The sequence below is a fragment of the Paraburkholderia sp. GAS33 genome (genome assembly GCF_050436645.1).
In the GTDB taxonomy this organism is placed as follows: Bacteria; Pseudomonadota; Gammaproteobacteria; order Burkholderiales; family Burkholderiaceae; genus Paraburkholderia; species Paraburkholderia phenazinium_B.
On sequence record NZ_JBNDMP010000007.1, the window covers coordinates 1 to 22,057 of the forward strand.

Below are 22,057 nucleotides of genomic sequence, written 5' to 3' on the forward strand. Positions count from 1 at the left end.
TTACCCGTTTATTGCGTTTCGCTACGGTCATCGTCGCTCCTGTTACTGGCAGTCTCCTGCCAAATGACCGTTTACACAAAACTATTTACACCCTCTTGGCCTGTCCTTGATTTGTTCTCGGTCTACCGCAAGAACAAGGACAAAGCGCCGCGCAGGCAAATAAATCAACCGCAAACGCTACGCATAAAAAACCCACCCGCGCAGCGTCCCACAGAAAGTGAAAAACCTGATTACTTCCCTTCAGCCACAATAACCTGCGAAGCAGCATTAACAACCGCAGCAATACGCCCCACATCCCGCAACTGAGTAGAACTCATCCCCTCAGCAACAAGCGTATCAAAGTGCGATTTAACACAAAAATGGCACTTGCCAATAATAGAAGCCGCAAGCGCATACATCTCAAACCGCCGCTTATCCACGCCACCGTGCGAAGCATAAGCATTCATCCGTAACTGCGCCGGCTGCGACTTCAGATCCGCATTGTCAGTCATCTCCACATACGGATACCAGACGTTATTCATCCCCATCAATGCAGCAGCCGTCAGCGCGCCATTGACTTCCTCGGGAGACAACACACCCGCATTGCGAATCGCATCGACAATCACCGGGCTCTTCGCCGCAAACGCGGCAGCCAACGCCACACCCACGGCATCTGTGCCCTCCAGCGATGACCGCGCAATCGTGCCGTCCAGGTTCAAACGAATGTCTTTAGCGTAGTCAGGAACAAGTGCTTTAATCGCAGACAAGAATTCCATTGATATCTCCTATCAGGTTGCCGATAAAAAAGCCCGCCGGCTTTTTCAAGCTTAGCGGGCTTTCGACTTGCAAGGCTTACAGCGTTGCGCCGCCAACTGCACGATTGCACGGGCACAGTTCGTCCGTTTGCAGACCGTCCAGAATACGCAGCACTTCTTCCGGGTTACGGCCAACGTTCAGGTTGTTCACCGAAACGTGCTGGATCGTGTTGTCCGGGTCGACGATGAACGTTGCGCGCAGCGCCACGCCAGCTTCCTTGTCGCGCACGCCCAGTTGGTCGATCAGCTCGCCCTTGACGTCGCCGAACGCGTAGTGGTTCAGCTTGCTCAGATCCTTGTGCTCACGGCGCCATGCCAGCTTCACGAACTCGTTGTCCACGCTGCCGCCCAGCAGCACAGCATCGCGCTCTGCGAAGTCGCCAGCCAGCTTGCCGAATTCGACGATTTCCGTCGGGCACACAAAAGTGAAGTCCTTCGGGTAGAAGTAGATGATCTTCCACTTGCCCGGGAACGACTGTTCGGTGATTTCTTCGAACGCCGACACGCCGTTTTCTTCATGGTTGTTGAAGCCCGGCTTGGCTGCGGTGACGGTGAAAGCTTCCAGTTTGTCGCCAACGGTTTTCATGCGGAAATACTCCTGTGAAGGGTTGCCAATGAGTTGGAAAAAACGGCCTGTTCAGGCTACCTGCTCGCTGTAACGAATACGTTACACAGACTTAATTATAACTCTATTGATGCATCGCAGCAATAGTTTTTAACTAATAAAGTGGATAGTTTTTCTTCACCGCGTCGATAGATTGTTCAAATGTCACCGCTTCCGCGGCGTTTACGGCAGGGCTGTTGCGCGGCAGGTTGGCGCGCTCATGCACCGCAATATGGGGTGCTGCGAGGCGCCGAGGCGCTGGCAGTACGTGGGGCCACGGGAGTTTCCCGATGCCTCAGGCGCCCTTGGCGAGCGGAAATTCGATCGTGACTTCGAGTCCCGGCCCTGGGCTGCGGTTGCGCAGTCGCAGGCCGCCGCGATACCGGCCGACCAGTCGCTGCACGATCGCCATGCCGAGTCCGGTGCCGTTGGCCTGGGTCCGCGCTGTGTCGACGCGGTAAAACGGGCGTGTGACGAGCGTCAGCTGGTCTTCCGGAATGCCCGGACCTTCGTCGACCACCGAAAGCTCGACACGCGAGTGCGACACACGCGTCTCGAGGATCACGCGCGGAATGCCGTCGCCCTCGCTCAGACCATATTTGCGGGCGTTCTCGAGCAGGTTGCCGATCACGCGCCGCATATCGGTTTCGTCGGCCTCGATCACCGCCGATGGCGCCAGCCGCGTGATCAGCCGCATGCCGTCCTCCGACGCAATTCGCGCCGCCAGTTCTCCTGCGATCACGGAAAGGTCGACAGGTTCCGGGACTCTTTGCACCGGTCGCGCGTAATCGAGGAATCGGCCGATGATCATGTCCATCTGCTCGATGTCGTCGACCATCGCGTCCTTGGTGGTCTGATCCGATGGGCTCATTTCGGTTTCGAGCCGCAGCCGGGCGAGCGGGGTGCGCAGGTCGTGCGAGATGCCGGCAAGCATCAGCGCGCGGTCGGCTTCGAGCTGCTCGAGATCCTGCACCATCTGGTTGAAGCTTCGATTGGTCTCGGCGGCCACGCCCATGCCGCGCTCGGGCAGCGGCTCGGGCGACTGCCCCGAGCCCACCTTGCGCGCCGCCATCGCGAGACGCGCAAATGGCCGGTTCACCAGACTCGTGATGAAGGCTGCGCCAAATAGCGATAGCGCAAGTGCAAATACACCCCATCCGGCCCATTGCAGGCCTGTCGCGTTATCGAGCTGATCGCGGTCGAGCGCGACCCAGTAATCGTCGTCGTCGATCTTGAAGCTGATCCAGACGCCCGGGATGTCGTTGACCGATTGCGCAATCACCGTGTCGTCGCCGAGCCGTCCACGGATGTCGTGTTCGATCAGCCGGTTCAACGACTCGTCCGGTTGCAGCTTGTACTTGTCGGAGGTTTCGCGCGGATACACGCGCACCCCTTCATTGCTTTCCAGATCTTGCAGCAGTGCGCGCCGCAGGTCGGGATCGGAATAGAGAAGTGCGGTGCGTGTGAGCTTCACGATCGCGACGAGCTGCAACGCCACGCGCTGCGCGCGCGGCTCGCGTTCGATCACCCGGAAGCTCTGGAACCAGGCGGCGAGACTGACTGCGATCAATAATGCAATCAGCAGAAAGGTCCGCCAGAAAAGGCCACCGAACGCGAGCGTCAGGAGGCGCCGGTCGATCCGCATGGGCCCTTCTTATCTGAAAACAAAAGCGGAAAGCGCGAACAAACTCAGGCTGCGCCGTCGGGAATGAATACGTAGCCAAGACCCCAGACGGTCTGGATAAAGCGCGGGCTGCCCGGATCCGGTTCGATCAGCTTGCGCAGACGCGAGATCTGCACGTCGAGGCTGCGGTCGAACACTTCGTATTCACGACCGCGCGCCAGTTCCATCAACTTTTCGCGCGACAGAGGCTGGCGCGGATGACGGGCGAACACCTTCAGCACGGAGAACTCGCCAGTGGTCAGCGGGATTTCCTGGCCGGCCTTGGTCAGCGTGCGGGTGGCGAGGTTGAGCGCGAACTCGCCGAACTCGAAGACCTCGGTGGTCTCGGACGGCGCACCCGGCAGTTCCGACGGCGACTGCCGGCGCAGCACCGCGTGGATGCGCGCCACCAGCTCGCGCGGGTTGAACGGCTTCGGCAGATAGTCGTCCGCGCCCATCTCGAGCCCGACGATACGGTCGACGTCTTCACCTTTGGCCGTCAGCATGATGATCGGCGTGCGATCGTTGCTGCCGCGCAGGCGACGGCAGATCGACAGGCCGTCTTCGCCGGGCAGCATCAGGTCGAGCACCAGCAGGTCGAAACGCTCACGCACCCAAAGCTTGTTCATTGACGGCGCATTTTCGGCGACGTAGACATTGAAGCCCTGTTCGCCAAGGTAGCGGCGTAGAAGATCGCGCAGACGCGGATCGTCATCGACGACGAGGATTTTCGAAGGGTTTTTGGTTTCCATGGTCGGCATCTTAGCGCGATTACAAAGTGGCGCGAGTTTGCATCAATTCGCGGGTTACAGTCAGTTACAAAATTTACCCGCACTGTGGCATGGCGTAAAGCGGTGACGCGTAGACTGCTTTACTGAATGCGGCTGTTCGGTGGATACTTCACTCGACTAAAATTCGCACCCGGCTTTTTTTCCGGGGTTTGTACACGCATTTAGGATAGCCGGTTGCCGCACCACGAAGGGAACAAGATGAAGGGAGGGGTTTGGCCGAATGTGCGCCTACGCGTGATTGCGCTGGCTGTGGCCGGCACACTCGCGGGCACATTAGGCCCTTCGCTCGCCCATGCCCAGTCCACCGACGAACGGGCATCGAACCCACACGCGCCGCGCTTCCGCGCCTTCAAACTGTCGCACCAGCCGCATACTCCCGAACCGGATCACCAAGCTTCAGACGCCATGATGCGTGCTGCAGTTCCCCCCGATCTGGATCAGCGTCGCCGCGACGGCCACATGACGCCCGAAGAGCGGCGTCTGCTACGTCAGCACATCGAAGACGCCGTTCGCGAGTTGTACAAACGCTAGGGCACTACGCCCAGCTTCCACCGTCGAGTACCGCCTGGTGCGACGCGCAGCGTGTCGCGATGCGCGTGAAAAATTTCGTTTCACTTCCCCCGTCAACTTTCCCGCCTGATCTGCCGTTGAGTGGCCAGAGAGGATGATCGTGCGTGTCACGTATGACTCGCATGCCAAGCTGGCGTCTTCTCGACACCGCTACCGGACCACGGACGACTGACAATGAAAAAGCTGCTAAGGCGCACCGGCGACAGGTCGAATCCCGTGCTCACCTTGTTCTTTGCCGTCGTTGCGCTCGCAGCGCTGGTGGGCGCGCAAGTGGCCGACGCCCAGAACGGCACAGCGCCCGCGTCAACTTCAACGCATGGTCAGCGCGGCAAACACCATGCACCGGTGGCGACCGACGACGACTCGGCCGAAGCTCTGCTTGACGCTGATGATGCGCGCTTTTTCCTGACACGGGTGGGATTTGCGCCGGACAACGCCGAAGTCGCGCAATACGTGGGGCTGACGCGTGCGCAGGCAGTCGACAAGGTGTTGTCCACGGCGCGCACCGAATCCTTTACGCCGATGCCCGCGTGGGTCCTGGAGCCGATCCCGACCCGTGACGAGCGCAAGGCCTGGACGCAGGATCAGCGGCAAGCCGAAGGGCGCACGCGCGGTCAGCGTTACGAAGAGTTGCGCGCATGGTGGGTGCGCGAGATGTTGACCACGCCGTCGCCGCTGACCGAGCGCATGACGCTCTTCTGGCACAACCATTTCACCTCGGGCCAGGACAAGGTCGGCTATCCGCAGCAGATGGCGCAACAGGACATGCTGCTCAGACGCGACGCGCTGGGCAATTTCGGCCAGATGCTGCACGACGTCGCGAAAGATCCGGCCATGCTGCAGTACCTCGACGGCGCGGGCAGCCGCAAGGGCAAGCCCAACGAAAACTTTGCCCGCGAAGTGATGGAACTGTTCACGCTCGGCGAAGGCCACTATACGCAGCAGGACGTGTCGGAAGCAGCGCGTGCCTACACAGGATGGAGCCTCGATCCGGATACCCAGGCGTACGTGTGGCGCGCCAACCTGCATGACGATGCAGTCAAGACCGTACTCGGCCAGAGCGGTCCGTTCGACGGCGACCAGGTGCTCGACATTCTGCTGGCGCGTCCTGAGACCGCCACCTTCGTCACGACAAAGTTGTGGCGCGAGTTCGTCTCCGATACGCCGGACCCGGCGCAGATCGCAGCGGTTGCCGAGCGCTTTCGCGCCAGTCATTACGACATAAAAGTCGCATTACGCGGACTCTTCCTCAGCGATGCGTTCTGGGACGAGCGCAATCGCGGCGTGCTGGTGAAGTCGCCCGCTGAGTTCGTGGTGGGAGCGCTGCGCGAATTCGATATCAGCTACGACAACACGGCACCGTTCGCCGGACAGATTCGCAATCTGGGTGAGAACCTGTTCTATCCACCCAACGTGAAGGGCTGGCCCGGTGGCACGACGTGGATCAACAGTTCGACGCTGCTCGCACGCAAGCAGTTCGTCGAGCAGATCTTCCGCGCCACCGAGACCGCCGCGCCGCATCGTCCGCAAAACGGCACGATGAGCCAGGACCCGAAGGCGGCGATGGTGCAGCGCGCGATGGCGCGGGTGGGTCAGGGCGGAGTACGCTTTGATATCGACACGTGGCTCGCGCAGTTCAACACGGCTCCAACCGCGAAAGCGGGCCTCTCCGCTGACCTGCAATTGCAGCACGCGGTGTTGCCGATTGCTCCGGTCGATGCCATCGAAACCGATTCGACCGCGAGCGCTTACCTGGAAGCGCTGTTGATGGATCCGGCATATCAGTTGAAGTAAGTGAGTTTTGTCGAACCGAAGAAATGAAGAATCGAAGCGGCGCGGACCGGGCGGCGCACTCCACGTAGCTACAAACGAATGAGGTGCAGCATGAGACGGCGCGATTTTCTTTCGATGACCACAGCGGCAGGCGCGGCCCTTTGGCTGCCGCGGGCGTTCGGTGCGCAGGGCGCGAGCCAGTCCGATGCAGCGGCGGCAACGACGCTCGCGCGCGGCGGTTACGGCAATCTGCTGATTCTCGTAGAGTTGAAAGGCGGCAACGACGGACTGAATACAGTCATCCCTTACGCGGATCCTGCTTACTATCAGTTACGCAAGAACATCGGCATCAAGCGCGAGCAGGTTATCCAGCTCGACGAGCGCACGGCCTTGCATCCCTCTTTGCAACCGCTGATGCCGCTATGGCAGAGCCAGCAACTGGCCATCGTGCAGGGCGTCAGCTATACACAGCCGAATCTCTCACATTTCCGCTCTATCGAGATATGGGACACCGCCTCGCGCTCGGATCAATATCTTCGCGAAGGCTGGTTGACACGCGCGTTCGCGCAGCACGCGGTACCGCCGAGTTTTGTCGCGGACGGCGTGGTGATCGGTAGTGCCGAGATGGGGCCGCTCGCCAACGGCGCACGAGCCATTGCGCTCGTGAATCCGGCGCAGTTCATCAAGGCTTCGCGCCTCGCGACGCCTGTGTCGCTGCATGAGCGCAATCCCGAGCTCGCGCATATTCTCGACGTCGAGAACGATATCGTGAAGGCCGCCGACCGCCTGCGTCCACGCGAAGGTCAGCTTCCGCTCAAGACGGCTTTTCCGCAGGGCGCGTTTGGGACTTCGATCAAGACGGCGATGCAAGTGCTGGCCGCTGGCGACACCCCGCAGGGCAAGCCGCTGAACGGGCAGGGCGTGGCAGTGATCCGGCTCACGCTCAACGGCTTCGACACGCACCAGAACCAGCCTGGGCAGCAGGCCGCGTTGCTCAAGCAGCTCGCGGAAGGTTTTGCGTCGATGAAGTCGGCGCTGGTCGAGTTGGGACGTTGGGACAATACGCTGGTGGTGACCTACGCGGAGTTCGGACGCAGGCCGCGCGAGAATCAGAGCAATGGGACCGATCACGGCACGGTGGCGCCGCATTTCGTGATGGGTGGACGGGTGCGCGGCGGCTTGTACGGCGCGCCGCCGGTGCTGACGCAACTGGACGGCAGCGGTAACTTGCCGGTGGGCGTCGACTTCCGCCAGATCTATGCGACCGTGCTTGGGCCTTGGTGGGGACTCGACGCTACGGCGGTGTTGCAGCAGCGCTTCGAGCCGTTGTCGTTGCTGCGTGTGTGAAATTTCGCGCCTGGTGCCGAGCGCCGGTTGACGACCGATGCGGCGATGCGGTGTGCTGGTGTTGTGTGGTTGTGGACGCGGTTCAGCGTTGGCGCGCGCCGCGCCACGCGACCCACAGCTTGCGGATTGGCGTGAGCGCGATGCTTTGATGCAGCACGTGGTAGCCATCGCGTTCGATCTCATCGAGCAACGCCAGCGCGAGAGCGGCCTGAGCCCGCAGGGTGCGCTGCGTGCGCCGCTCGCCGGCAGGTATCGCGGCGAGGGCGGTGTTCAGTGCTTCGCGGGCGCGCTTCGTCTGAAAGCGCATCAGCTCGGTGAACGCGTCACTGTATTTGCGGTTGATCACATCTGCCGCGGTGACGTTGAAGCGCTGCATTTCGTCGACCGGAATATAGATGCGCCCGTGCCGCGCGTCGTTGCCGAGTTCGGCGATCAGTTGCGCCAGCAACATTGCCTCACCTAGCGGTGCGGCCCATGAGGCAGCCTGCGCTGGGTTATGCGCGGTGGCGCGTGCGGTCAGCGTGGCAAACGTGCCGCCGACACCCTGCAGATAGCGACGCAGATTCGGGTAATCGAGGTAACGGGCCTGGTCGAGGTCCATTTCGAAGCCGGCCAGCAGCGTTTGCAGCGCCGGATACTCGGCTTCCATGGCTTGCGCGCCACCCCTCATATGAGCGGTGAGCGCCTTCGATACCGGATGCGAGGGCGCGCCTGCTGCCAGTGCCGCGATTTCCTTTCGCCACCACGCGAGCTTGGTGCGGCCAACGGCCGGATCGCTGGTTTCCTTGACGGTCTCCTCGAACTCGCGGCGCAGTGCAAACAGGGAGGTCAGGAGCGGCCGGCGTCCTGCTGGCGCCTCGCGCAGCGCGTAGTAGCTGCTCGAACCGGGGGGCGCCGCTTTCTGCTGGCAATATTCGTCGAAATTCACTTGAATGGAGTGTGGGGCTGAAGCGCGGTGGGGACGGCGTGTATGCCGTACGAACATTAGCCAAAAATTGTAGCATCGACATACGTCGGGCAAATGCAGACAAGCGCAAATCAATCGGTTAGAATCTCGCGCTTACGCTTTCGGACGTACGTCAAACCGGCTCCTGCTGGCGAAGTACGGCCGCTGGCGAGCCACACATCGGGCGCGGCGCGCATGCGCTTGACCCGGCGCGAGGATGGCGAAATTGGTAGACGCACCAGGTTTAGGTCCTGACGCCAGCAATGGTGTAGGGGTTCGAGTCCCCTTCCTCGCACCAAAAATTCCTTTTAAATCAACGGTCTTATTTTTTAAGCTGTCAAAAAATACGGCAGGATACTGATGTTTTCAGCCCAGTTTGACAGGGAATTTGACAGCATTAGACGCAACCGGGATAGGCACGAGCTGCCCGTCGACATATTCGAAGATGCCGAACTCCGCCGCAATGATTAGGCGGTCCTTAAATATAGTCATCGCGACCAGTTTTCCGGCTTCTGGCGGGATCGGGATTAGGGTGCCAATCACGCGCGGAAGCGGGTATTGAAACTGTTCATCGGCCATTTTTTGCTCGCTTTGAAAGGCTGGTGCCGGAGAACATCTCCACCGCTTTGCTGCCCGCCGACGTGTCAGCGGAAGGCATCCAGCGACCGTACACGCGGGCGATCATCGTCCAGTCTGCGTGACCCATCTGTTTTGCTACCCACATAGGGTGCTCGCCGGCTGAGAGCATCATTGATGCGTAAGTGTGGCGGGTCTGGTATGGGCGTCGGTAACGGACGCCGGCATGCTTAAGGGCGGTTTGCCAGACACGCCAGATCTGCGTCGACCCGGAATATCGCTGGCGCGTTGTCGGATTCACAAACACCGGGCCGTCAAGCTCGGCCATAAATGTGAGCGCCTTCTGCTCGAGCAATGCCGTGCGAGCTGGATCCAGCATCTTGACGTCGCGGCGGCCTGCGGTCGTCTTCGGAAGCTCGGCCACACCTTTCGCTTCTCGCGTGATTGCGCGGCGCACGCGGATGAATCCACCTATAAAATCGATATCCGACCAGTTGAGCGCCGTCGCCTCCGAGGTGCGCAGCCCGGTCCACAGGAAAACCTGAACCAGTGCTCGCTCGGTCGGACGCATCTTCGTCAGGATGGCCGCCTGTTCGTCCGGCGTGAATGGGTCGACATCATCATCAGGCTGGCCCTCGACGGGCCGCTCGATGCGCGAATAGGTGTAGCCCGCTAGCGGGTTAGCGTCGATGATCTCATCGTCGAGCGCGTCAGCGAGCGCCGAGCGTATGCAGCTTTGGATGTTGGACAGGCGCTTATTGGTGACCGGCCTCTTGCTGGCGCTGTCGATCGTCGCAAGCCAATCGCGGATCGCGGCGCGCTTCAAATCCGACAACGCGACCTTGCCGAACTTCGGAATAACCAGGCGGTTTACGATTCCGTAATATCCGACATAGGTCGAGGCCTTGACTTCAACCTTCTTACGGGTGAGCCATGTGTCGAAATACTTCTCGACCGTCAGGATGTCGCCGGGCTGATCGGCGAAGCGCGCGAGGTTCTTCGAATTTGGAAAGGCGGCCGCGTAGTCGAACACGCCTTTTTCGATGTCGTCCAGAAGGCCTGCTCGCCACTGGATCAGCTTTCGAGTATTGGCCTTGGACGGCTTCGCTTTATACCGCTCGCGACACCTGACACCGCGGTAGGTGAAAGAGATCTCGTAGCTCGAGTCTGAAATCTCGACGACTCCTGTCCCGATACGGCCCATTTCTGGAACTCCTCCATGTCGATCAGGATGTGGCCATCGGGCGCCTTCACGATCACGCTGCCCTCGGTCCAGACGCCGTCTTGGCGCTTCCCCTCGACGGCACGGCGCGTGTAGCCCGTCAGCTCGCAGAATTTGTTGATGGTCACGAAGCGTATCATGACTTTCCTTTCAAACCTTACTTGGCGGCTCGATGGCATCTAGCGTATGGCGCGCACGACTTTTCGCCCACGCCGCAAACTGAGTTGGATCGTCCCAGTCATGGGTTTCGGCGTTTGCCATATTTCGGAGCTCTTGTCGAAGAGCGTGCGCATCTGCCCGTAACCGCTGGTTTTCTAGCGCGAGGGTTTCGAGAGCATCGGCTGCGGTCTTGGCCAAGTACATAGTGCCTTCCATGCAAGTGCCCGTTTCCCGATGCTTACGCAGGCGCTCGACCAGAGCCTTGATTTCGTCTGCTGTCACGCCGTACCTCCAGCCTTATAATCCCTTGCCCACTCGGGGAAACACTCTTCCTGCGACTCCGACTCGATCACTCGCAGATAACATCCAGATCGGATTGCCATGGCGCGGACATCTCCTTTGCTGACTCGCGTAGTGAGAATGTCTTTCGCCCTGAATTGCTCGTCATAGAAAATTGACTCGACAGTCACATCTTCGGTGGCTGCATCCACTGTGATAATTGCTGTCATGGCTTTGCTCCGCACATTGGCGCTTCTGGGCCGTAGTAGAGTCTGAAGTGCCCTATTCCAATAGCTCCAGCGATTGCAAGCACCGTGACGAGCCAGCCGACAGAGGCCATCAAACAGTTCATGTGCTTCATGGCTGACCTTGAGATCGCGCCGCTGCTGGATGGATATAGAGCGTGCGAACTTCCCAATGTTGTTTCTCGGGCGCAAAGCCCGCGATCCGTTCGCACTCGGCTTGGGTAGAGTTTCTCCATGCATCGTCGGCATCGCCGATCCAGCGCCATTGCCACTGCGCCGCTTGCTGCAGCACTTGCGCCCTTGATGGTTGCGCTGCTGCGGGATGGGTATCAACGATCTTCTGAAAAATATCCATCGTCCGGTTAGTTGCCTCTTCCCATGCCCATGACACGACGCAGTTTTTCGGGATTTTGTCGTTCAAAGCCGCGTAGATTGCGCCACGCACGCAATCCCATAGATCGCGACGATCCAGCGTGACTAGGTTGCGCGCATCATCGTCCACCGCCTCCTCGGCTGACGCTATTGGAGCGGGGGATTCTGCGACGAGTTCACGGGCTTTCTCAATGCAAGCCTTCACATTGGCGTGGCCGATGTCGTCACGTCTCACGACATATTGCGCAAATGCATACTGGATGTCGTTCAGCGACTGGAGCAGCCCGCTATTCGGATTTGGCATATTCGGCTCCGTTGACAATAATCACTTCGTTGACGAAGCCGCGTAGCGCGTCGAGTCGCGGATTGCCCAGGTTGTACTTTCCAGCGATTTCGGCGATCTGATCTGTGGTAATCGAAATTGGCGTCGGATGTGCCACCGCTACCGCTGCGGCCTTGTTGGATGCGAGAGCGGCTTGCCAGGCGGCGAACATGGATTCCCGATACTTCGGGCCGAAACCATTTGAATTAGCCCACGCCTCAAACCGTGCTCGCTCGTCGCCATCTTGAAGAACGGGGGCGGCTTTTCGATAGTGCGGAACGATTTCGATATGCGTGCCGCGATCGACCTCGTGACTGTCGAACACTTCATCACCAGAATGACCAGGATGGACCGCCCGAGTGTGTCTCCAAGCCTTCAGCGCCCAAGCCATCGACGTAACCCGACTGGTGAAGGCTTTGTCTTCATACATCGCCCATTCGTGCTCAAACCATTCTCGGAATTCAGTGCCAGGTTTCAATTCTTCACTCACGGTTAATTCTCCAGGTGATGCGGGGCTAGGCGGTAAGCAAGGATTCGGAATGCTGCTGCAGCCACGATTGGAACCTGTCCGTCTCCAGTAGCCTCAAGTCGCTCCATCCGATTGGCCAGCCCATCAGCCATTCGTGATTCGTCGGGGTAGGCATCCCAAACACCCGGACGTACTCGCGACAGTTGGGCCACTTCTGCATCGACTTGCAGGCGTAGTTCGCGGTCGTCGTCGGCGTGTGCAAATAGCCAGTACCGCATCCGAATGTGGTCAGCACCCACGTCTGCCGCGGAAAGAGCGATGCATCGGACGGTGTAACCCATCGATTCAAGGTCGTCGGCTGCCCGGTCGATTGCGCGGCGCTGGGTGTTCTCGGCGCGTACGTACCGGGGAGCGACATCTGCCACGATGCGCCGCATTTCCGGCCAGAGATCATCCGCAACGTTTCTTCCGCGAGCCGCCGAGGAATAGGCCTGACAGGGAAAGCCGCCCGATATGCAATCAACAATGCCGCGCCACGGGTATCCGTCGAAGGTGCGTACATCGTCCCAAATTGGGAAAGGTGGCAGATGCCCCTCATTTTGTCGCTGCATGAGTCGTCGGATGCGGTAGGGATTGGACTCGACCGCGCAGACTGTCCGATGTCCGAGCAATTGAGCGGCGAGAATCCCTCCACCAAGGCCTGCGAAAAGTTCCAGCTCATTCAAACCTCATCTCCAATAAACCATCGCCGATACCAGGAATAGCGCAGCCACCGCAGCAAGAACGTAGTTGCTGGCGCGGCTCACGCGCTGCCCGGCATGCAATCGACGACAACCGTGCAGCGATCCCCGGCATATACATCGGCAATTGAGGATTCGCCGATGGCATCAGTGACGCCGAAATCATCTGTTGAACCGTCTTCGCCGTCCGGGTGGACGACATACACAACGTGGTGCTCCGGGAACTTGCGCAGCTCCTCAATCAGTTCGCCGACCGTCATGCCGTTACCCGTTCGTCGAAAATCACCCACGTGATGATTGGCATTCCACTCGTTTTGCTGATCTTCGGGTTTCCCTTCTTGTCGAGTGATTCGCCGCGGCACTTCGTGACATAGCCCTCGTACAGCCCTGTCGTCTTGGCGAGACTTATCCACTCATCACAGAACTGTGGCGCATCGAATGCCGGCGACACCTGCACCGGCGACATCCGGCAAAAGATATCGCTGGCGCGCTCCTCGACGAGAGCGCGCCACTCAGACTCCGTATAACGCAGGCGCGTACCGGGCTTGATCAGAGGCACCTGCTTCTCAGCGCGCTCCCGCGCAACTGGCATGGACGATGCAAATACACAAAACGCCGTCATGTCTCACTCTCCATCGTTCGCGGCGCACCGCTTCACGTCCCGCTGCTGGCGCCGATCCGCAGACGGTTGAGTCGACTCGCGAACTGCCCGCGCACGCGCTCCCGCCTCCAGGCAACGACGGACCACAGGATTTGTGATCGCATCGACTGCGGAGCCTGCACAACGTTGCTCGCGAAACTCGCGAGCAATCATTTCGGCAGTGACGGGAATCGGCTGAGGCATACGGAACTCGCGAGCACACTCACTTAAAAAGGCCGCTCCTCCTCCGAGAACTGCTGTTGCCGGCAGGGCAAGCGCAAAGAGAGAAAGGGCGTCCACATCGAATCCAAAAAAAACGCCGCACGTACTGGCCGGCATGAACGCGCGCCGAGGGGCCGCGCGGAGGAGAGCCTGTTATTCGCCGACGAGAGGACAAGGCTCATCGGAAAAATCATTTCTTACCGCTTGCGGCGCTTGAGCAGGGTCGACCTTGCGAAAGTGCGCGCTGAGGACGAAGCCCGCGAAAACGCCCGCATTGAAGACGGATAGGACTACTAACCCACAAGAAAGCAGCAACATGGTGAGCCTCTACGGGATCAGGTACTGCGGTAGACGGCGCGCACGTGGGTCGTCTCGGCGTTGTCCCACTTCTGGGCCATCGCCAGGATCAGCACGATTGCGACGAACGTGGCGCACATGCGCAAACCAAACTTGACTGTTTCCATTACGACCCCACTCCAATGCACAGGAAGACGTACAGAGCCGCGCCCGCGATCGCAGCCGCTCCTACATAAGCACAAACCTTCGCGAGCGTGCCCAAGCCGTCGTATGCAGCCTCGAGCAAATCGTTGTCGTTGGCGGGTCGGCTCATGGCTTACTCCGCGTCGATCATGCGCGCGAACAACTCATGCGCACTGGCTTGAAGAGCGGCGACAGTAGGCTCGAGCGCAGCTCGAGCGGCGGCCCTGGCGGCGGCCCTGGCGGCGGCCCTGGCGGCGGCCCCGGCGGCGTCCCCGGCGGCGGCCCTGGCGGCGGCCCAGGCGGCGGCCCAGGCGGCGGCCCTGGCGGCGTCCCTGGCGGCGGCCCAGGCGGCGGCCCTGGCGGCGCCCCCGGCGGCGGCCCCGGCGGCGGCCCCGGCGGCGCCCCCGGCGGCGGCCCCGGCGGCGGCCCTGGCGGCGTCCCAGGCGGCGTCCCCGGCGGCGACCCTGGCGGCGTCCCAGGCGGCGTCCCAGGCGGCGTCCCTGGCGGCGGCCGCGGCGGCGTCCCAGGCGGCGTCCCTGGCTTCTCTCGCCGATTGACGCGCCTTATCAAGTGCTGGCATCGCACGAGAAAGTTCGTGCTCGCAAGTAATCGGACTCAGCGCCTTCAGCGCTTCAGAGTGGTGGACGAGGGCCGGCGTCAATGCGAGCCACGCGGCACAATGCACGCGGACCAGCCAGTCCATCGCCATCCATCCGCGCTTCTGCGAAAGCTCTGGCCCCTTCGCCGTGCCAACAAGGCCCACGATGTATTGCTTGAGCTGCGCGCGTTCGGCGTCTGACCGCATGCCGTCGTTCCAGCTAATTCCGAACGAACGCAGGACCGGATCCACGCAAGCCGGCGAGTCGCCGAAAGCCTCGCCTGCAAACATCGCGACGACCTCAAGCAGGCAGTGGCCTTCCTCTGGCGAGGAATGACCGCCAGAGTTGAGATCGATGGCGTCCAGTTCTTCGATGGTGATTCTTTTCACGGTTAGCACTCCGAATGGGTGTTTGGGTTATCGGCCGTCGTACGGCACGAACTTCGGTTTCGCGAACTTCTGCATCTCTGCTTGCGGCCACGGTTGATAGTCATCAACCAGAGAGCCGCGCCCCGGCGCCGCAGCGCTACCCGAGGTCGTGACCGCCGTATGGGCCGTTGAACCCAGCGAAGCGCCGTGGTGACCAGCCTGACCCCGCGCAACTGATGCGTGAGCCGTGACAGACGCCGCGAAAAACAAAGCAACAACGGCGCACTTCCCAGCGCGGGTGAAGTATTCGATCTCGTCGCGATTTCGCGTCGCGGCTGTATGTTTGATTTGCATGTCGCTCTCCTGTTGGGTAGCCGCGAGCTCATCAGCTACGCCTTCGCTGATGATGTCTGCAGCAACTTCCTTGAGGAGATGCTCGGTGAGTGCGCCTGCACCGCCGCTTGCCAGCCGCTTCAGCTCGAGCAGGTCTTTCGCCAGAACGCTCATCTCGCTCTCCTCAGTGGCCCATGGTGTCGGCCAGTGATTCAAGCATAAACTAGAGTTTATCAAAAGGCAAACAAGAGTTTATTTGCAGACGAAAAAAATCCCGCGCGGTGCGGGATTTGTGTCGAGAAGATCTAACGAAGGGCTTCTACGTAGGGGCCACAGCCGCTGAGGTTGCCGATATATCGCATGGTCCGCGAGATGCCGAGGGAATCTACCTCGACGTCGAGCGTGCAGGTGCGGCCTTCGCCGTTGTATTGACCGCCAGTCGTCCAAGTGTAGACGTGATGACCTGCGATCGTTCGTTCGGACTGCGGCACCCCTAGCCGGGCGATCGCGGCGTCAATGGGCTTCCCTTTGACGTTTGTTTGCCAGCCAGTGTGTAGTTGTGATCCCCATCCTCCGGCGCAGCCGACCAGAAGCAGAGCAAGGGGAATGGCGCGCCTCATGATTTTCCAGGTAACCCGGAAAGCAGGCGTGCGCACATTATCAGGCAGGCACGCATGAACAGGCGAGAGTCTGTAGCGTCAAGGGCGTAGGAAAGATCTATTTCCCCGTCCGGTTTTTTGCGCAGGTGTATGAATGAGGCATTCCTGCTGTCTGGGTTGGGCCCGCGACCGCGGCGCAAATCCGCGATATCAATGACCACCGCTCCTTCATTTGCGGCGTTGTTGGTTGACATTAGTTTTCCCGGTTTGGGGGTTGACCCCATCTTCATCTGCCAGATCGCTCTCATGTCCGATGCTGGCTCCGCCGGTCATTTTTCCTACTTTTTCTTTACCGGTAGCTACCGTTTTACCACCTGGTGCAATACGCAAAATCCCGGAGAAAACACCTATCAACTCCGACGTCAAGATGCCGTTATCCGCCGCGTCGCGCAAATCTTCGAACAGTGCCTCGATCTCGCTGAGCTTCGCCCGGCCAGGTTCGATCCTGGTGACCTGCACCTGGGCCTTCAGAGCCGCCCAGCCGGACATATCCACATTGCCCAGGTCGTGATCGATCAGCGCCTCTGTGGTGATCCCGAAATAGTGGGCGATCCGGGTCGCGAGATCCGACCTTTTGCTATCGCGAGTCTCGAGGGCGTAGATCTTTTGTGGGCCGTTATGGTCCAGGCCGAGCGCTTCCGCGAACTGCGGCCGAGTCATCTCAAGCAGCTCCCGCAAGCGTTGAACATTTTTTCCAAGTGCCATGCTCTGACTCTATAAACAATTGTAGTCCCTGCCAATAAACAAGAGTTTGCATAGTGACAAACAAGAGTTTATGATGGTGGGTATGAACGCACGCCCCCCGAATCCATCGCTCGAAACGCTGCTGCTCGCGGTTCACCTGTGCAACAACTCGCAGGCCGAGTTGGCGCGGAGGATCAACCGCTCAAAGCAGGACATCTGGAACTGGCTAAACCGGGACAAGAGGGCGCCGGTTGATGCGTGTCCGTTTATCGAGGCGGCTTGCGGCGATCCACGGGTGACCTGCGAACTGCTTCGCCCCGACTACGAGGGGTGGGCATTGCTTAGGGCCTCCGCACTCGATGATCGAAACTTTAATTGTGCTTAGCAGCAAAGGCACTCAATTCGCATTGCTAAGGGTTGACCCTCATGACCAGACCAAATATCGAACAGGCGCTACGCGACGTCCTCACGGGCTCGACGCGCAAGGATGCGGCAGACCGCATTGGATGGGATCCCTCGGAAGTGAGCCGCTTCCTGAGTGGCCAGCGCGGTGTGCTGATCACCGAGATCGACAAGGCGATCGACGTGGCGGGCTACGCGCTCGTCAGCCGGCCGTACCTCGATGCGATCTCAACCCTCTGCAAGGTCGGCGCGGCGTGCGAGTGCGCGCGGCAGGGCGCCGGTGAGTGCGGCCTTGGCTAAAACTCTGCGCTTGAGGGTGGCGGGTTGGCTTGTGGCTCGAGTAAGCCGGCGCTCGCCGGACGTCGTCATCGGATCTGCGGATGATCCCTATCTGCTGCGTTGGTGGGTAATCCCGCGCAACCCGGTTTTCAATGTCTACCTGCATTGCTTCAAGCGCAGTGACGATGATCGGGCGCTGCATACGCACCCATGGTTGTTCAACCTGAGCTGGTTGTTGCTCAACTCGTATCGCGAATGGGTCGGCGATTTCTCATTTTTTGATCACAGGGCTGGGGACGTCAAATTCCGGTGGGGCGCTGCGGCGCACCGCATCGAACTGACGCATGGCGACTGCTGGACGCTATTCGTCACCGGGCCGCGCATCAGGGAGTGGGGGTTTCTTTGTCCGCGCGGCTTCGTGCACTGGCGCGAGTTCACAGCGCCTCATAACCCAGGCGAGATAGGGAGGGGATGCGAATGAGCTTGCTCCACGAAGGACAGATCTGGCCAATCGAAATGCCCGGCCTGAAGAAAATCGTCATGCTGGCGCTCGCGCGCAACGCAAAGTTATCCACAGGCGAGGGAAGCATATCGATCCAGCGTCTGTGCGTTGAATGCGGAATCAGCGACACGGCTATCCGCAAGTTCGTGCACGACCTGGAGGGCGAAGGGTTCTTCGTTCGCTATCCGGGCAAGCGCGGTGTGTCGTATCGGCTGACGCTCGGAGCTACGCCATGACGGGTCCTGTGGCGGCTGATTTTTGGCCCGATCTTCATGCGCTTATCCACTGGCAGATGGAGATCGAAGCGGATCTCGAGCGGAATCCGCCAACACGCATGCTGGGGCTGCACGGCCTCGCCGGGCGAATTTGCATTTCCTGCGCCGCGACGTGCGATTACTTCGGCCGGTTGCCGTGCGGACACTGACGAAATGAGCATTCACCTCATGAACCAGGCGTGGCGGACGTCGCTGCCCACTGGATCGAAGTTCGTCCTCGTTGCGATATGCGATACAGCGAACGACGACGGCGTTTGCTGGCCGTCTGTCGCCACGATATCAGCACGCACGTCGATGGGCGAGCGGACCGTGCAGCGGCATCTGGAGGACCTGGAGAAGGCGGGTATCGTCACGCGGACGTTTCGCCGTGGGCGCAGCACGAACTACCTCGTGGACGAATCGAAGTTCCCGTATAAAACCCCCGCCAAATTGGCACCCCCGTCAGAATGCCACCCCCGCGAAGATGGCACCCCCGCCAAATTGGCACCCACCCCCGCCAACGGCGACGTCGCACCCCCGCCAAATTCGACAGTAACCCCCGCCAAATTGGCACCCAGAACCACCAATAACCTTAAAGAGAATCATCAGGGAACCGGTGCGCCTTCGGAAAATGCGGCGGTGGTCAGCGAAACGCCGAAAGCATCCGCGCAGGGCGCGCGTCTGCCGGCGGACTGGGTTCTGTCGAGAACGCTTGGAATCTGGGCTGCGGCTGAGCAGCCGACATGGACACCGGAACACATCCGCAAGGTCGCTGCTGCGTTCAAGGACCACTGGATAGCCCAGCCAGGCATCAAGGGTCGCAAGACCGACTGGGATGCCACGTGGCGCAACTGGGTGCGCAAGGAAGGGCCGATGGCTGGCGCCGTATCCCGCTCGCCAGATGCTGTGGCTGGCGCTTGGTGGGAGAGTGATGCCGGCATCACGGCCAAGGGCGAGGAGTTGCAGGTGCCGCGGCAGAAGGACGAGCCGACGCCCCAGTACCTCGTCCGTGTCGCCAGGGCTGCGGGCCGCGGCCCGTGGATCGATCACATCCTGAAGGCCGCCCAGCGTGTGAGCCCAGAGTGGCAGCGGAAGGTCGTTGCGCACCTCGGCGATGAGCTTTTACCTGCGGATTGGTACGCATCATGAAAAACCTTCGACTCACGGAAGAAGAGTTCGCGCGCCTCAAGGCATCTCACGGGTCGCCCGGTGCGCATCTGCGGGTAGAGCAGTCGCGAGGCAAGGGGCTCATGCCGCCCCCTATGAAGTTGACAGCGACGAGCCCAAAGGAGCGGATGCAGGCTCTCGGCCGGCTGCGGGCTGGCGCGATGAACAAGACAGAAGAGGCCTACGCCGCGCATCTGGACGCGCAGCGCAGCCTCGGTCTGGTGCTCTGGTTCCGCTTCGAAGGTCTGAAGCTGCGGCTGGCAGATAGCACGTTCTACGACACCGACTTCGTGGTGCTGGCGGCCAACGGGCAACTCGAGATCCACGAGGTCAAGGGTTTCATGACGGACGACGCAAACGTGAAGCTGAAGGTAGCGGCGTCGCAATATCCGTTCGTGTTTCGGCTCGTTCGCAAGGCGAAGGGCGGCAACTGGGATATCAGGGAGGTTTGACATGCGGGTTGAATTTCAAAAGGCCCCTTCCGGCAGTGCGCCGCTTTATAGGCGTGAGTTGGCGGATATCCCTCGAAAGGGCGACCTGGTCTATACGCCAAATGGGCAGCGCTGGGAGGTTGTCGGTCCAGCTGTTTTTGACTTTGCCCCGGACTCTGCGGCAGAAGTGGTGGTGCTGCTAAAGCCTCGTAATCAGGATGTTTGAGATGACCCTCTCGACAAAGAAGCAGCACAACGCATTCACAACGCATGAGGTCGAGATACTGCGCAAGCGCTGGCCGACGATGATGCCGATGGAGGAATTGCTGGCGCTGTTGCCGCGGCATACCCGAAATTCGCTCACCGGCTACGCGAACAAGGTGCTGAAGCTGCGCCGCCCGACGTCTCGGGCTACACCGGGCAGCCGCCGGCCGAAGCCGGCTTGGGACAAGCTGCATGCCTTGCTCAAGGATAACCCGATGACGCAGCAGGAGATCGCGACCGCAATGGGCTTTAGCCGCTCACGCGCCTCGGAAATTCTCGCTGCCCAGGTAGGAGAAGTCTACATCTCGTTCTGGCGTCCGCACGAAGATGGGCGCTACTATGAGGCGGTGTGGTCGTTGGGGCATCTCCCGAACGCCCGTATGCCAACGTATATCAAGCGTTACGTCGGTGAAATCCGTCGCACCGACCCTTTTGCCAGCCTTATCCGGCAGGTGGCGGCGTGAAGAACTCAGGATTCGTTCGCAAGCCCGGAAAGGTCTATGCCACGCTGGCGCGTACATCAACGCTCAAGCGGACTGGCCCGATCAAGGCGCGCCGCAAGCGTCCGACCGTGGCTGAAGGTTCGCGTTTTATTGATGCCTGCCGTGGTGAGGAGTGCTACCTGCGCGTGCCCGGGATCTGCTGCAGCATCGGCTGGGCGCATCCTTCGGTCGTGGATTGCCACTCTAACCAGTCGATCCACGGCAAGGGCGCGGCGCTGAAGGCAAAGCACGAGTTCACGGTGCCTGGTTGTGCTAACTGCCACTACTGGCTGGACTTCGGCCCTGCTCCACGTGAAACAAAAGTGCAGGCGTTCGACGCAGCGCTTGAGCGATGGACGATCACGCGGGCGGCCAAGAGGGGGATTGCGGCATGAAACTGCAGATACAGATTCCGGTGCAGGTTGGCGAAACCTATGGGCGCTACAAAAACCGGATCTTCTACTCGTCGAAGTTCGTGCCGCTGCTGACGTCCGTCAACGTGCTGCGCCGCCATCCCGGAAACGACACGACGATCGAAGTCGAGGCGTTTATTCCAGAGCAGTACCGTAAGCACATCGACGGTGCTCGAGACAAATGGGTGACGCCCGAGATCCGCAAATGCGTCTGCTACTACGCCGACAACCGCAAGACGCTCCGCGAGTTCATGGAGAGCGGCGTTCCCGAATTGATTATCAAGGATTGAGCGTGGACATCGATGAACTGACGGGTGCCGAACTCGATTTCTGGGTTGCCAAAGCCGAGGGCATGGACGCAGAGCTCAAGTCGCTGTACGGCCAAAGCTACTGCCGGGTCGACATCAACCCGACCGGCTTCATCATTTACGAACCTACGCAGAATTCGAAGGTCGCCGCGGAGATCGCGTTTCGCCAGTGTTACACGCTGTATCCGCATCCCTGTCTCGACCAGCAGGGCCATACGCAAAAGCTCTGGCTCGCCGAGGCGCAATGGAACAAGCGCTTCCACGGCACTTTCGTCGACGCATCGCCGCACGTCGCGATCTGCCGCCTGCGCGTCGCCGAGGCGATCGCCGAGAAGCAGATTGTAAAGAATTTCTGAGGAGTACTACGATGAGCACTACCGTCTGGACGTCATGCCTCACCCCGCCGCGCAGGTCCTGCGCCGTGCGCCTTCTTCGCATCAACCCGGATGGTACCAACGGCCGGGAGCGCCGAGCCATCTGGCGGCCGACGAAGGCGATTTTCGAGCATCACACGGGGCGCGCTCTCAAAGGCGACCTGTGGGCGCCGGTGAGCGCGCCATGAGTTCCGATCTGCCTCGTATTTCTCAGTCGAAAGGCGGCATTGCTCGGCGACTCACGACGATCGAGATTGATGCCGTCTGGGAGGAAGTTCAGGCCAAGCATCGGGATGGGTTGGGATGGGTACCCTTTACCGATAA

General features: G+C 60.4%; 33 protein-coding genes and 1 tRNA gene. 15 read left to right on the forward strand and 19 right to left on the reverse strand.

What is annotated here, in order from left to right:
* Positions 1 to 230 precede the first annotated feature (230 nt).
* From P3T24_RS21350 to ompR, 4 genes are all read right to left on the reverse strand, one after another.
* Entirely contained in the window at positions 231 to 755 is a 525-nt protein-coding gene (locus tag P3T24_RS21350) for a carboxymuconolactone decarboxylase family protein (RefSeq protein WP_074264778.1), read from the reverse strand.
* Positions 756 to 831: 76 nt separating this feature from the next.
* Positions 832 to 1,380, reverse strand: a complete 549-nt coding sequence (locus P3T24_RS21355) for a peroxiredoxin (protein WP_074264777.1) — start codon at positions 1,378 to 1,380, stop codon at positions 832 to 834.
* Positions 1,381 to 1,693: 313 nt separating this feature from the next.
* Entirely contained in the window at positions 1,694 to 3,043 is a 1,350-nt protein-coding gene (locus P3T24_RS21360) for an ATP-binding protein (protein ID WP_429437600.1), read from the reverse strand.
* Positions 3,044 to 3,087: 44 nt separating this feature from the next.
* The gene (ompR, locus tag P3T24_RS21365) at positions 3,088 to 3,822 is read right to left on the reverse strand and encodes a two-component system response regulator OmpR (RefSeq protein WP_006048917.1); all 735 of its coding nucleotides are present in this window, start codon (positions 3,820 to 3,822) and stop codon (positions 3,088 to 3,090) included.
* Between the two features lie 228 nt (positions 3,823 to 4,050).
* Between ompR and P3T24_RS21370 the strand changes: the two genes are divergently transcribed.
* From P3T24_RS21370 to P3T24_RS21380, 3 genes are all read left to right on the forward strand, one after another.
* Positions 4,051 to 4,383 (forward strand): hypothetical protein, encoded by a 333-nt coding sequence (locus P3T24_RS21370; protein WP_074264775.1) that lies wholly within the window; start codon positions 4,051 to 4,053, stop codon positions 4,381 to 4,383.
* 213 nt (positions 4,384 to 4,596) lie between these two features.
* The gene (locus P3T24_RS21375; RefSeq protein ID WP_429437602.1) at positions 4,597 to 6,216 is read left to right on the forward strand and encodes a DUF1800 domain-containing protein; all 1,620 of its coding nucleotides are present in this window, start codon (positions 4,597 to 4,599) and stop codon (positions 6,214 to 6,216) included.
* 90 nt (positions 6,217 to 6,306) lie between these two features.
* Positions 6,307 to 7,542 carry a DUF1501 domain-containing protein gene (locus P3T24_RS21380; RefSeq protein WP_429437605.1) on the forward strand — a complete coding sequence of 412 codons (1,236 nt, stop codon included), beginning with the start codon at positions 6,307 to 6,309 and terminating at the stop codon, positions 7,540 to 7,542.
* An 82-nt stretch (positions 7,543 to 7,624) separates the two neighbouring features.
* Here the strand turns inward: P3T24_RS21380 and P3T24_RS21385 are convergent, their stop codons facing one another.
* Complete coding sequence (locus P3T24_RS21385) at positions 7,625 to 8,470, reverse strand: squalene/phytoene synthase family protein (protein ID WP_429437607.1); 846 nt, start codon at positions 8,468 to 8,470, stop codon at positions 7,625 to 7,627.
* Positions 8,471 to 8,699: 229 nt separating this feature from the next.
* On the opposite strand from P3T24_RS21385, the gene P3T24_RS21390 reads away from it, so the two are divergent.
* A tRNA-Leu gene (locus tag P3T24_RS21390) sits at positions 8,700 to 8,786 on the forward strand.
* Between the two features lie 68 nt (positions 8,787 to 8,854).
* Here P3T24_RS21390 and P3T24_RS21395 read toward each other — a convergent pair.
* The 14 genes from P3T24_RS21395 to P3T24_RS21460 form a co-directional block, all read right to left on the reverse strand.
* Positions 8,855 to 9,067 (reverse strand): hypothetical protein, encoded by a 213-nt coding sequence (locus P3T24_RS21395; protein ID WP_429437610.1) that lies wholly within the window; start codon positions 9,065 to 9,067, stop codon positions 8,855 to 8,857.
* Positions 9,057 to 10,268, reverse strand: coding sequence for a tyrosine-type recombinase/integrase (locus P3T24_RS21400; protein WP_429437612.1), 1,212 nt, complete (start codon positions 10,266 to 10,268; stop codon positions 9,057 to 9,059). Before P3T24_RS21400 ends, P3T24_RS21395 begins: the two co-directional genes overlap by 11 nt.
* Positions 10,269 to 10,436: 168 nt before the next feature.
* Positions 10,437 to 10,727, reverse strand: a complete 291-nt coding sequence (locus P3T24_RS21405) for a hypothetical protein (RefSeq protein WP_429437615.1) — start codon at positions 10,725 to 10,727, stop codon at positions 10,437 to 10,439.
* The gene (locus P3T24_RS21410) at positions 10,724 to 10,954 is read right to left on the reverse strand and encodes a hypothetical protein (protein WP_429437617.1); all 231 of its coding nucleotides are present in this window, start codon (positions 10,952 to 10,954) and stop codon (positions 10,724 to 10,726) included. Before P3T24_RS21410 ends, P3T24_RS21405 begins: the two co-directional genes overlap by 4 nt.
* A gap of 127 nt (positions 10,955 to 11,081) precedes the next feature.
* Entirely contained in the window at positions 11,082 to 11,645 is a 564-nt protein-coding gene (locus P3T24_RS21415; RefSeq protein ID WP_429437620.1) for a hypothetical protein, read from the reverse strand.
* Positions 11,629 to 12,153, reverse strand: a complete 525-nt coding sequence (locus P3T24_RS21420; protein WP_429437622.1) for a hypothetical protein — start codon at positions 12,151 to 12,153, stop codon at positions 11,629 to 11,631. Before P3T24_RS21420 ends, P3T24_RS21415 begins: the two co-directional genes overlap by 17 nt.
* Before the next feature lie 2 nt (positions 12,154 to 12,155).
* Positions 12,156 to 12,857, reverse strand: coding sequence for a DNA cytosine methyltransferase (locus P3T24_RS21425; protein WP_429437624.1), 702 nt, complete (start codon positions 12,855 to 12,857; stop codon positions 12,156 to 12,158).
* A gap of 77 nt (positions 12,858 to 12,934) precedes the next feature.
* On the reverse strand, positions 12,935 to 13,132 hold the full coding sequence (locus P3T24_RS21430; protein ID WP_429437627.1) for a hypothetical protein: 198 nt from the start codon (positions 13,130 to 13,132) through the stop codon (positions 12,935 to 12,937).
* The gene (locus P3T24_RS21435; RefSeq protein ID WP_429437629.1) at positions 13,129 to 13,494 is read right to left on the reverse strand and encodes a hypothetical protein; all 366 of its coding nucleotides are present in this window, start codon (positions 13,492 to 13,494) and stop codon (positions 13,129 to 13,131) included. The genes P3T24_RS21430 and P3T24_RS21435 overlap by 4 nt, the downstream gene beginning before the upstream one ends.
* 575 nt (positions 13,495 to 14,069) lie before the next feature.
* Entirely contained in the window at positions 14,070 to 14,198 is a 129-nt protein-coding gene (locus P3T24_RS21440; RefSeq protein WP_429437632.1) for a hypothetical protein, read from the reverse strand.
* The gene (locus tag P3T24_RS21445; RefSeq protein ID WP_429437635.1) at positions 14,198 to 14,344 is read right to left on the reverse strand and encodes a hypothetical protein; all 147 of its coding nucleotides are present in this window, start codon (positions 14,342 to 14,344) and stop codon (positions 14,198 to 14,200) included. Before P3T24_RS21445 ends, P3T24_RS21440 begins: the two co-directional genes overlap by 1 nt.
* A 3-nt stretch (positions 14,345 to 14,347) precedes the next feature.
* Positions 14,348 to 15,202, reverse strand: a complete 855-nt coding sequence (locus P3T24_RS21450; RefSeq protein WP_429437637.1) for a hypothetical protein — start codon at positions 15,200 to 15,202, stop codon at positions 14,348 to 14,350.
* 27 nt (positions 15,203 to 15,229) lie between these two features.
* Positions 15,230 to 15,688 carry a hypothetical protein gene (locus P3T24_RS21455; protein WP_429438233.1) on the reverse strand — a complete coding sequence of 153 codons (459 nt, stop codon included), beginning with the start codon at positions 15,686 to 15,688 and terminating at the stop codon, positions 15,230 to 15,232.
* A 653-nt stretch (positions 15,689 to 16,341) separates the two neighbouring features.
* On the reverse strand, positions 16,342 to 16,878 hold the full coding sequence (locus P3T24_RS21460; RefSeq protein WP_429437639.1) for a helix-turn-helix transcriptional regulator: 537 nt from the start codon (positions 16,876 to 16,878) through the stop codon (positions 16,342 to 16,344).
* Positions 16,879 to 16,960: 82 nt separating this feature from the next.
* On the opposite strand from P3T24_RS21460, the gene P3T24_RS21465 reads away from it, so the two are divergent.
* From P3T24_RS21465 to P3T24_RS21515, 11 genes are all read left to right on the forward strand, one after another.
* Positions 16,961 to 17,242: a transcriptional regulator gene (locus tag P3T24_RS21465; RefSeq protein ID WP_429437641.1), complete on the forward strand. Its 282-nt coding sequence runs from the start codon at positions 16,961 to 16,963 to the stop codon at positions 17,240 to 17,242.
* A gap of 41 nt (positions 17,243 to 17,283) precedes the next feature.
* Positions 17,284 to 17,559 carry a DNA-binding protein gene (locus P3T24_RS21470; protein WP_429437642.1) on the forward strand — a complete coding sequence of 92 codons (276 nt, stop codon included), beginning with the start codon at positions 17,284 to 17,286 and terminating at the stop codon, positions 17,557 to 17,559.
* Positions 17,552 to 18,019, forward strand: coding sequence for a hypothetical protein (locus tag P3T24_RS21475; RefSeq protein WP_429437644.1), 468 nt, complete (start codon positions 17,552 to 17,554; stop codon positions 18,017 to 18,019). Before P3T24_RS21470 ends, P3T24_RS21475 begins: the two co-directional genes overlap by 8 nt.
* The gene (locus P3T24_RS21480; RefSeq protein WP_429437647.1) at positions 18,016 to 18,276 is read left to right on the forward strand and encodes a hypothetical protein; all 261 of its coding nucleotides are present in this window, start codon (positions 18,016 to 18,018) and stop codon (positions 18,274 to 18,276) included. Before P3T24_RS21475 ends, P3T24_RS21480 begins: the two co-directional genes overlap by 4 nt.
* 192 nt (positions 18,277 to 18,468) lie before the next feature.
* Positions 18,469 to 19,443, forward strand: coding sequence for a helix-turn-helix domain-containing protein (locus P3T24_RS21485; protein ID WP_429437649.1), 975 nt, complete (start codon positions 18,469 to 18,471; stop codon positions 19,441 to 19,443).
* Positions 19,440 to 19,913, forward strand: coding sequence for a DUF1064 domain-containing protein (locus P3T24_RS21490; RefSeq protein ID WP_429437652.1), 474 nt, complete (start codon positions 19,440 to 19,442; stop codon positions 19,911 to 19,913). Before P3T24_RS21485 ends, P3T24_RS21490 begins: the two co-directional genes overlap by 4 nt.
* 1 nt (position 19,914) lies before the next feature.
* Positions 19,915 to 20,118 carry a hypothetical protein gene (locus P3T24_RS21495; protein WP_429437653.1) on the forward strand — a complete coding sequence of 68 codons (204 nt, stop codon included), beginning with the start codon at positions 19,915 to 19,917 and terminating at the stop codon, positions 20,116 to 20,118.
* A gap of 1 nt (position 20,119) precedes the next feature.
* The gene (locus P3T24_RS21500; protein WP_429437655.1) at positions 20,120 to 20,620 is read left to right on the forward strand and encodes a hypothetical protein; all 501 of its coding nucleotides are present in this window, start codon (positions 20,120 to 20,122) and stop codon (positions 20,618 to 20,620) included.
* Positions 20,617 to 21,033, forward strand: a complete 417-nt coding sequence (locus P3T24_RS21505) for a hypothetical protein (protein ID WP_429437658.1) — start codon at positions 20,617 to 20,619, stop codon at positions 21,031 to 21,033. Before P3T24_RS21500 ends, P3T24_RS21505 begins: the two co-directional genes overlap by 4 nt.
* Complete coding sequence (locus P3T24_RS21510) at positions 21,030 to 21,341, forward strand: hypothetical protein (RefSeq protein WP_429437661.1); 312 nt, start codon at positions 21,030 to 21,032, stop codon at positions 21,339 to 21,341. Before P3T24_RS21505 ends, P3T24_RS21510 begins: the two co-directional genes overlap by 4 nt.
* A 2-nt stretch (positions 21,342 to 21,343) precedes the next feature.
* On the forward strand, positions 21,344 to 21,715 hold the full coding sequence (locus P3T24_RS21515; protein WP_429437664.1) for a hypothetical protein: 372 nt from the start codon (positions 21,344 to 21,346) through the stop codon (positions 21,713 to 21,715).
* Positions 21,716 to 22,057 lie beyond the last annotated feature (342 nt).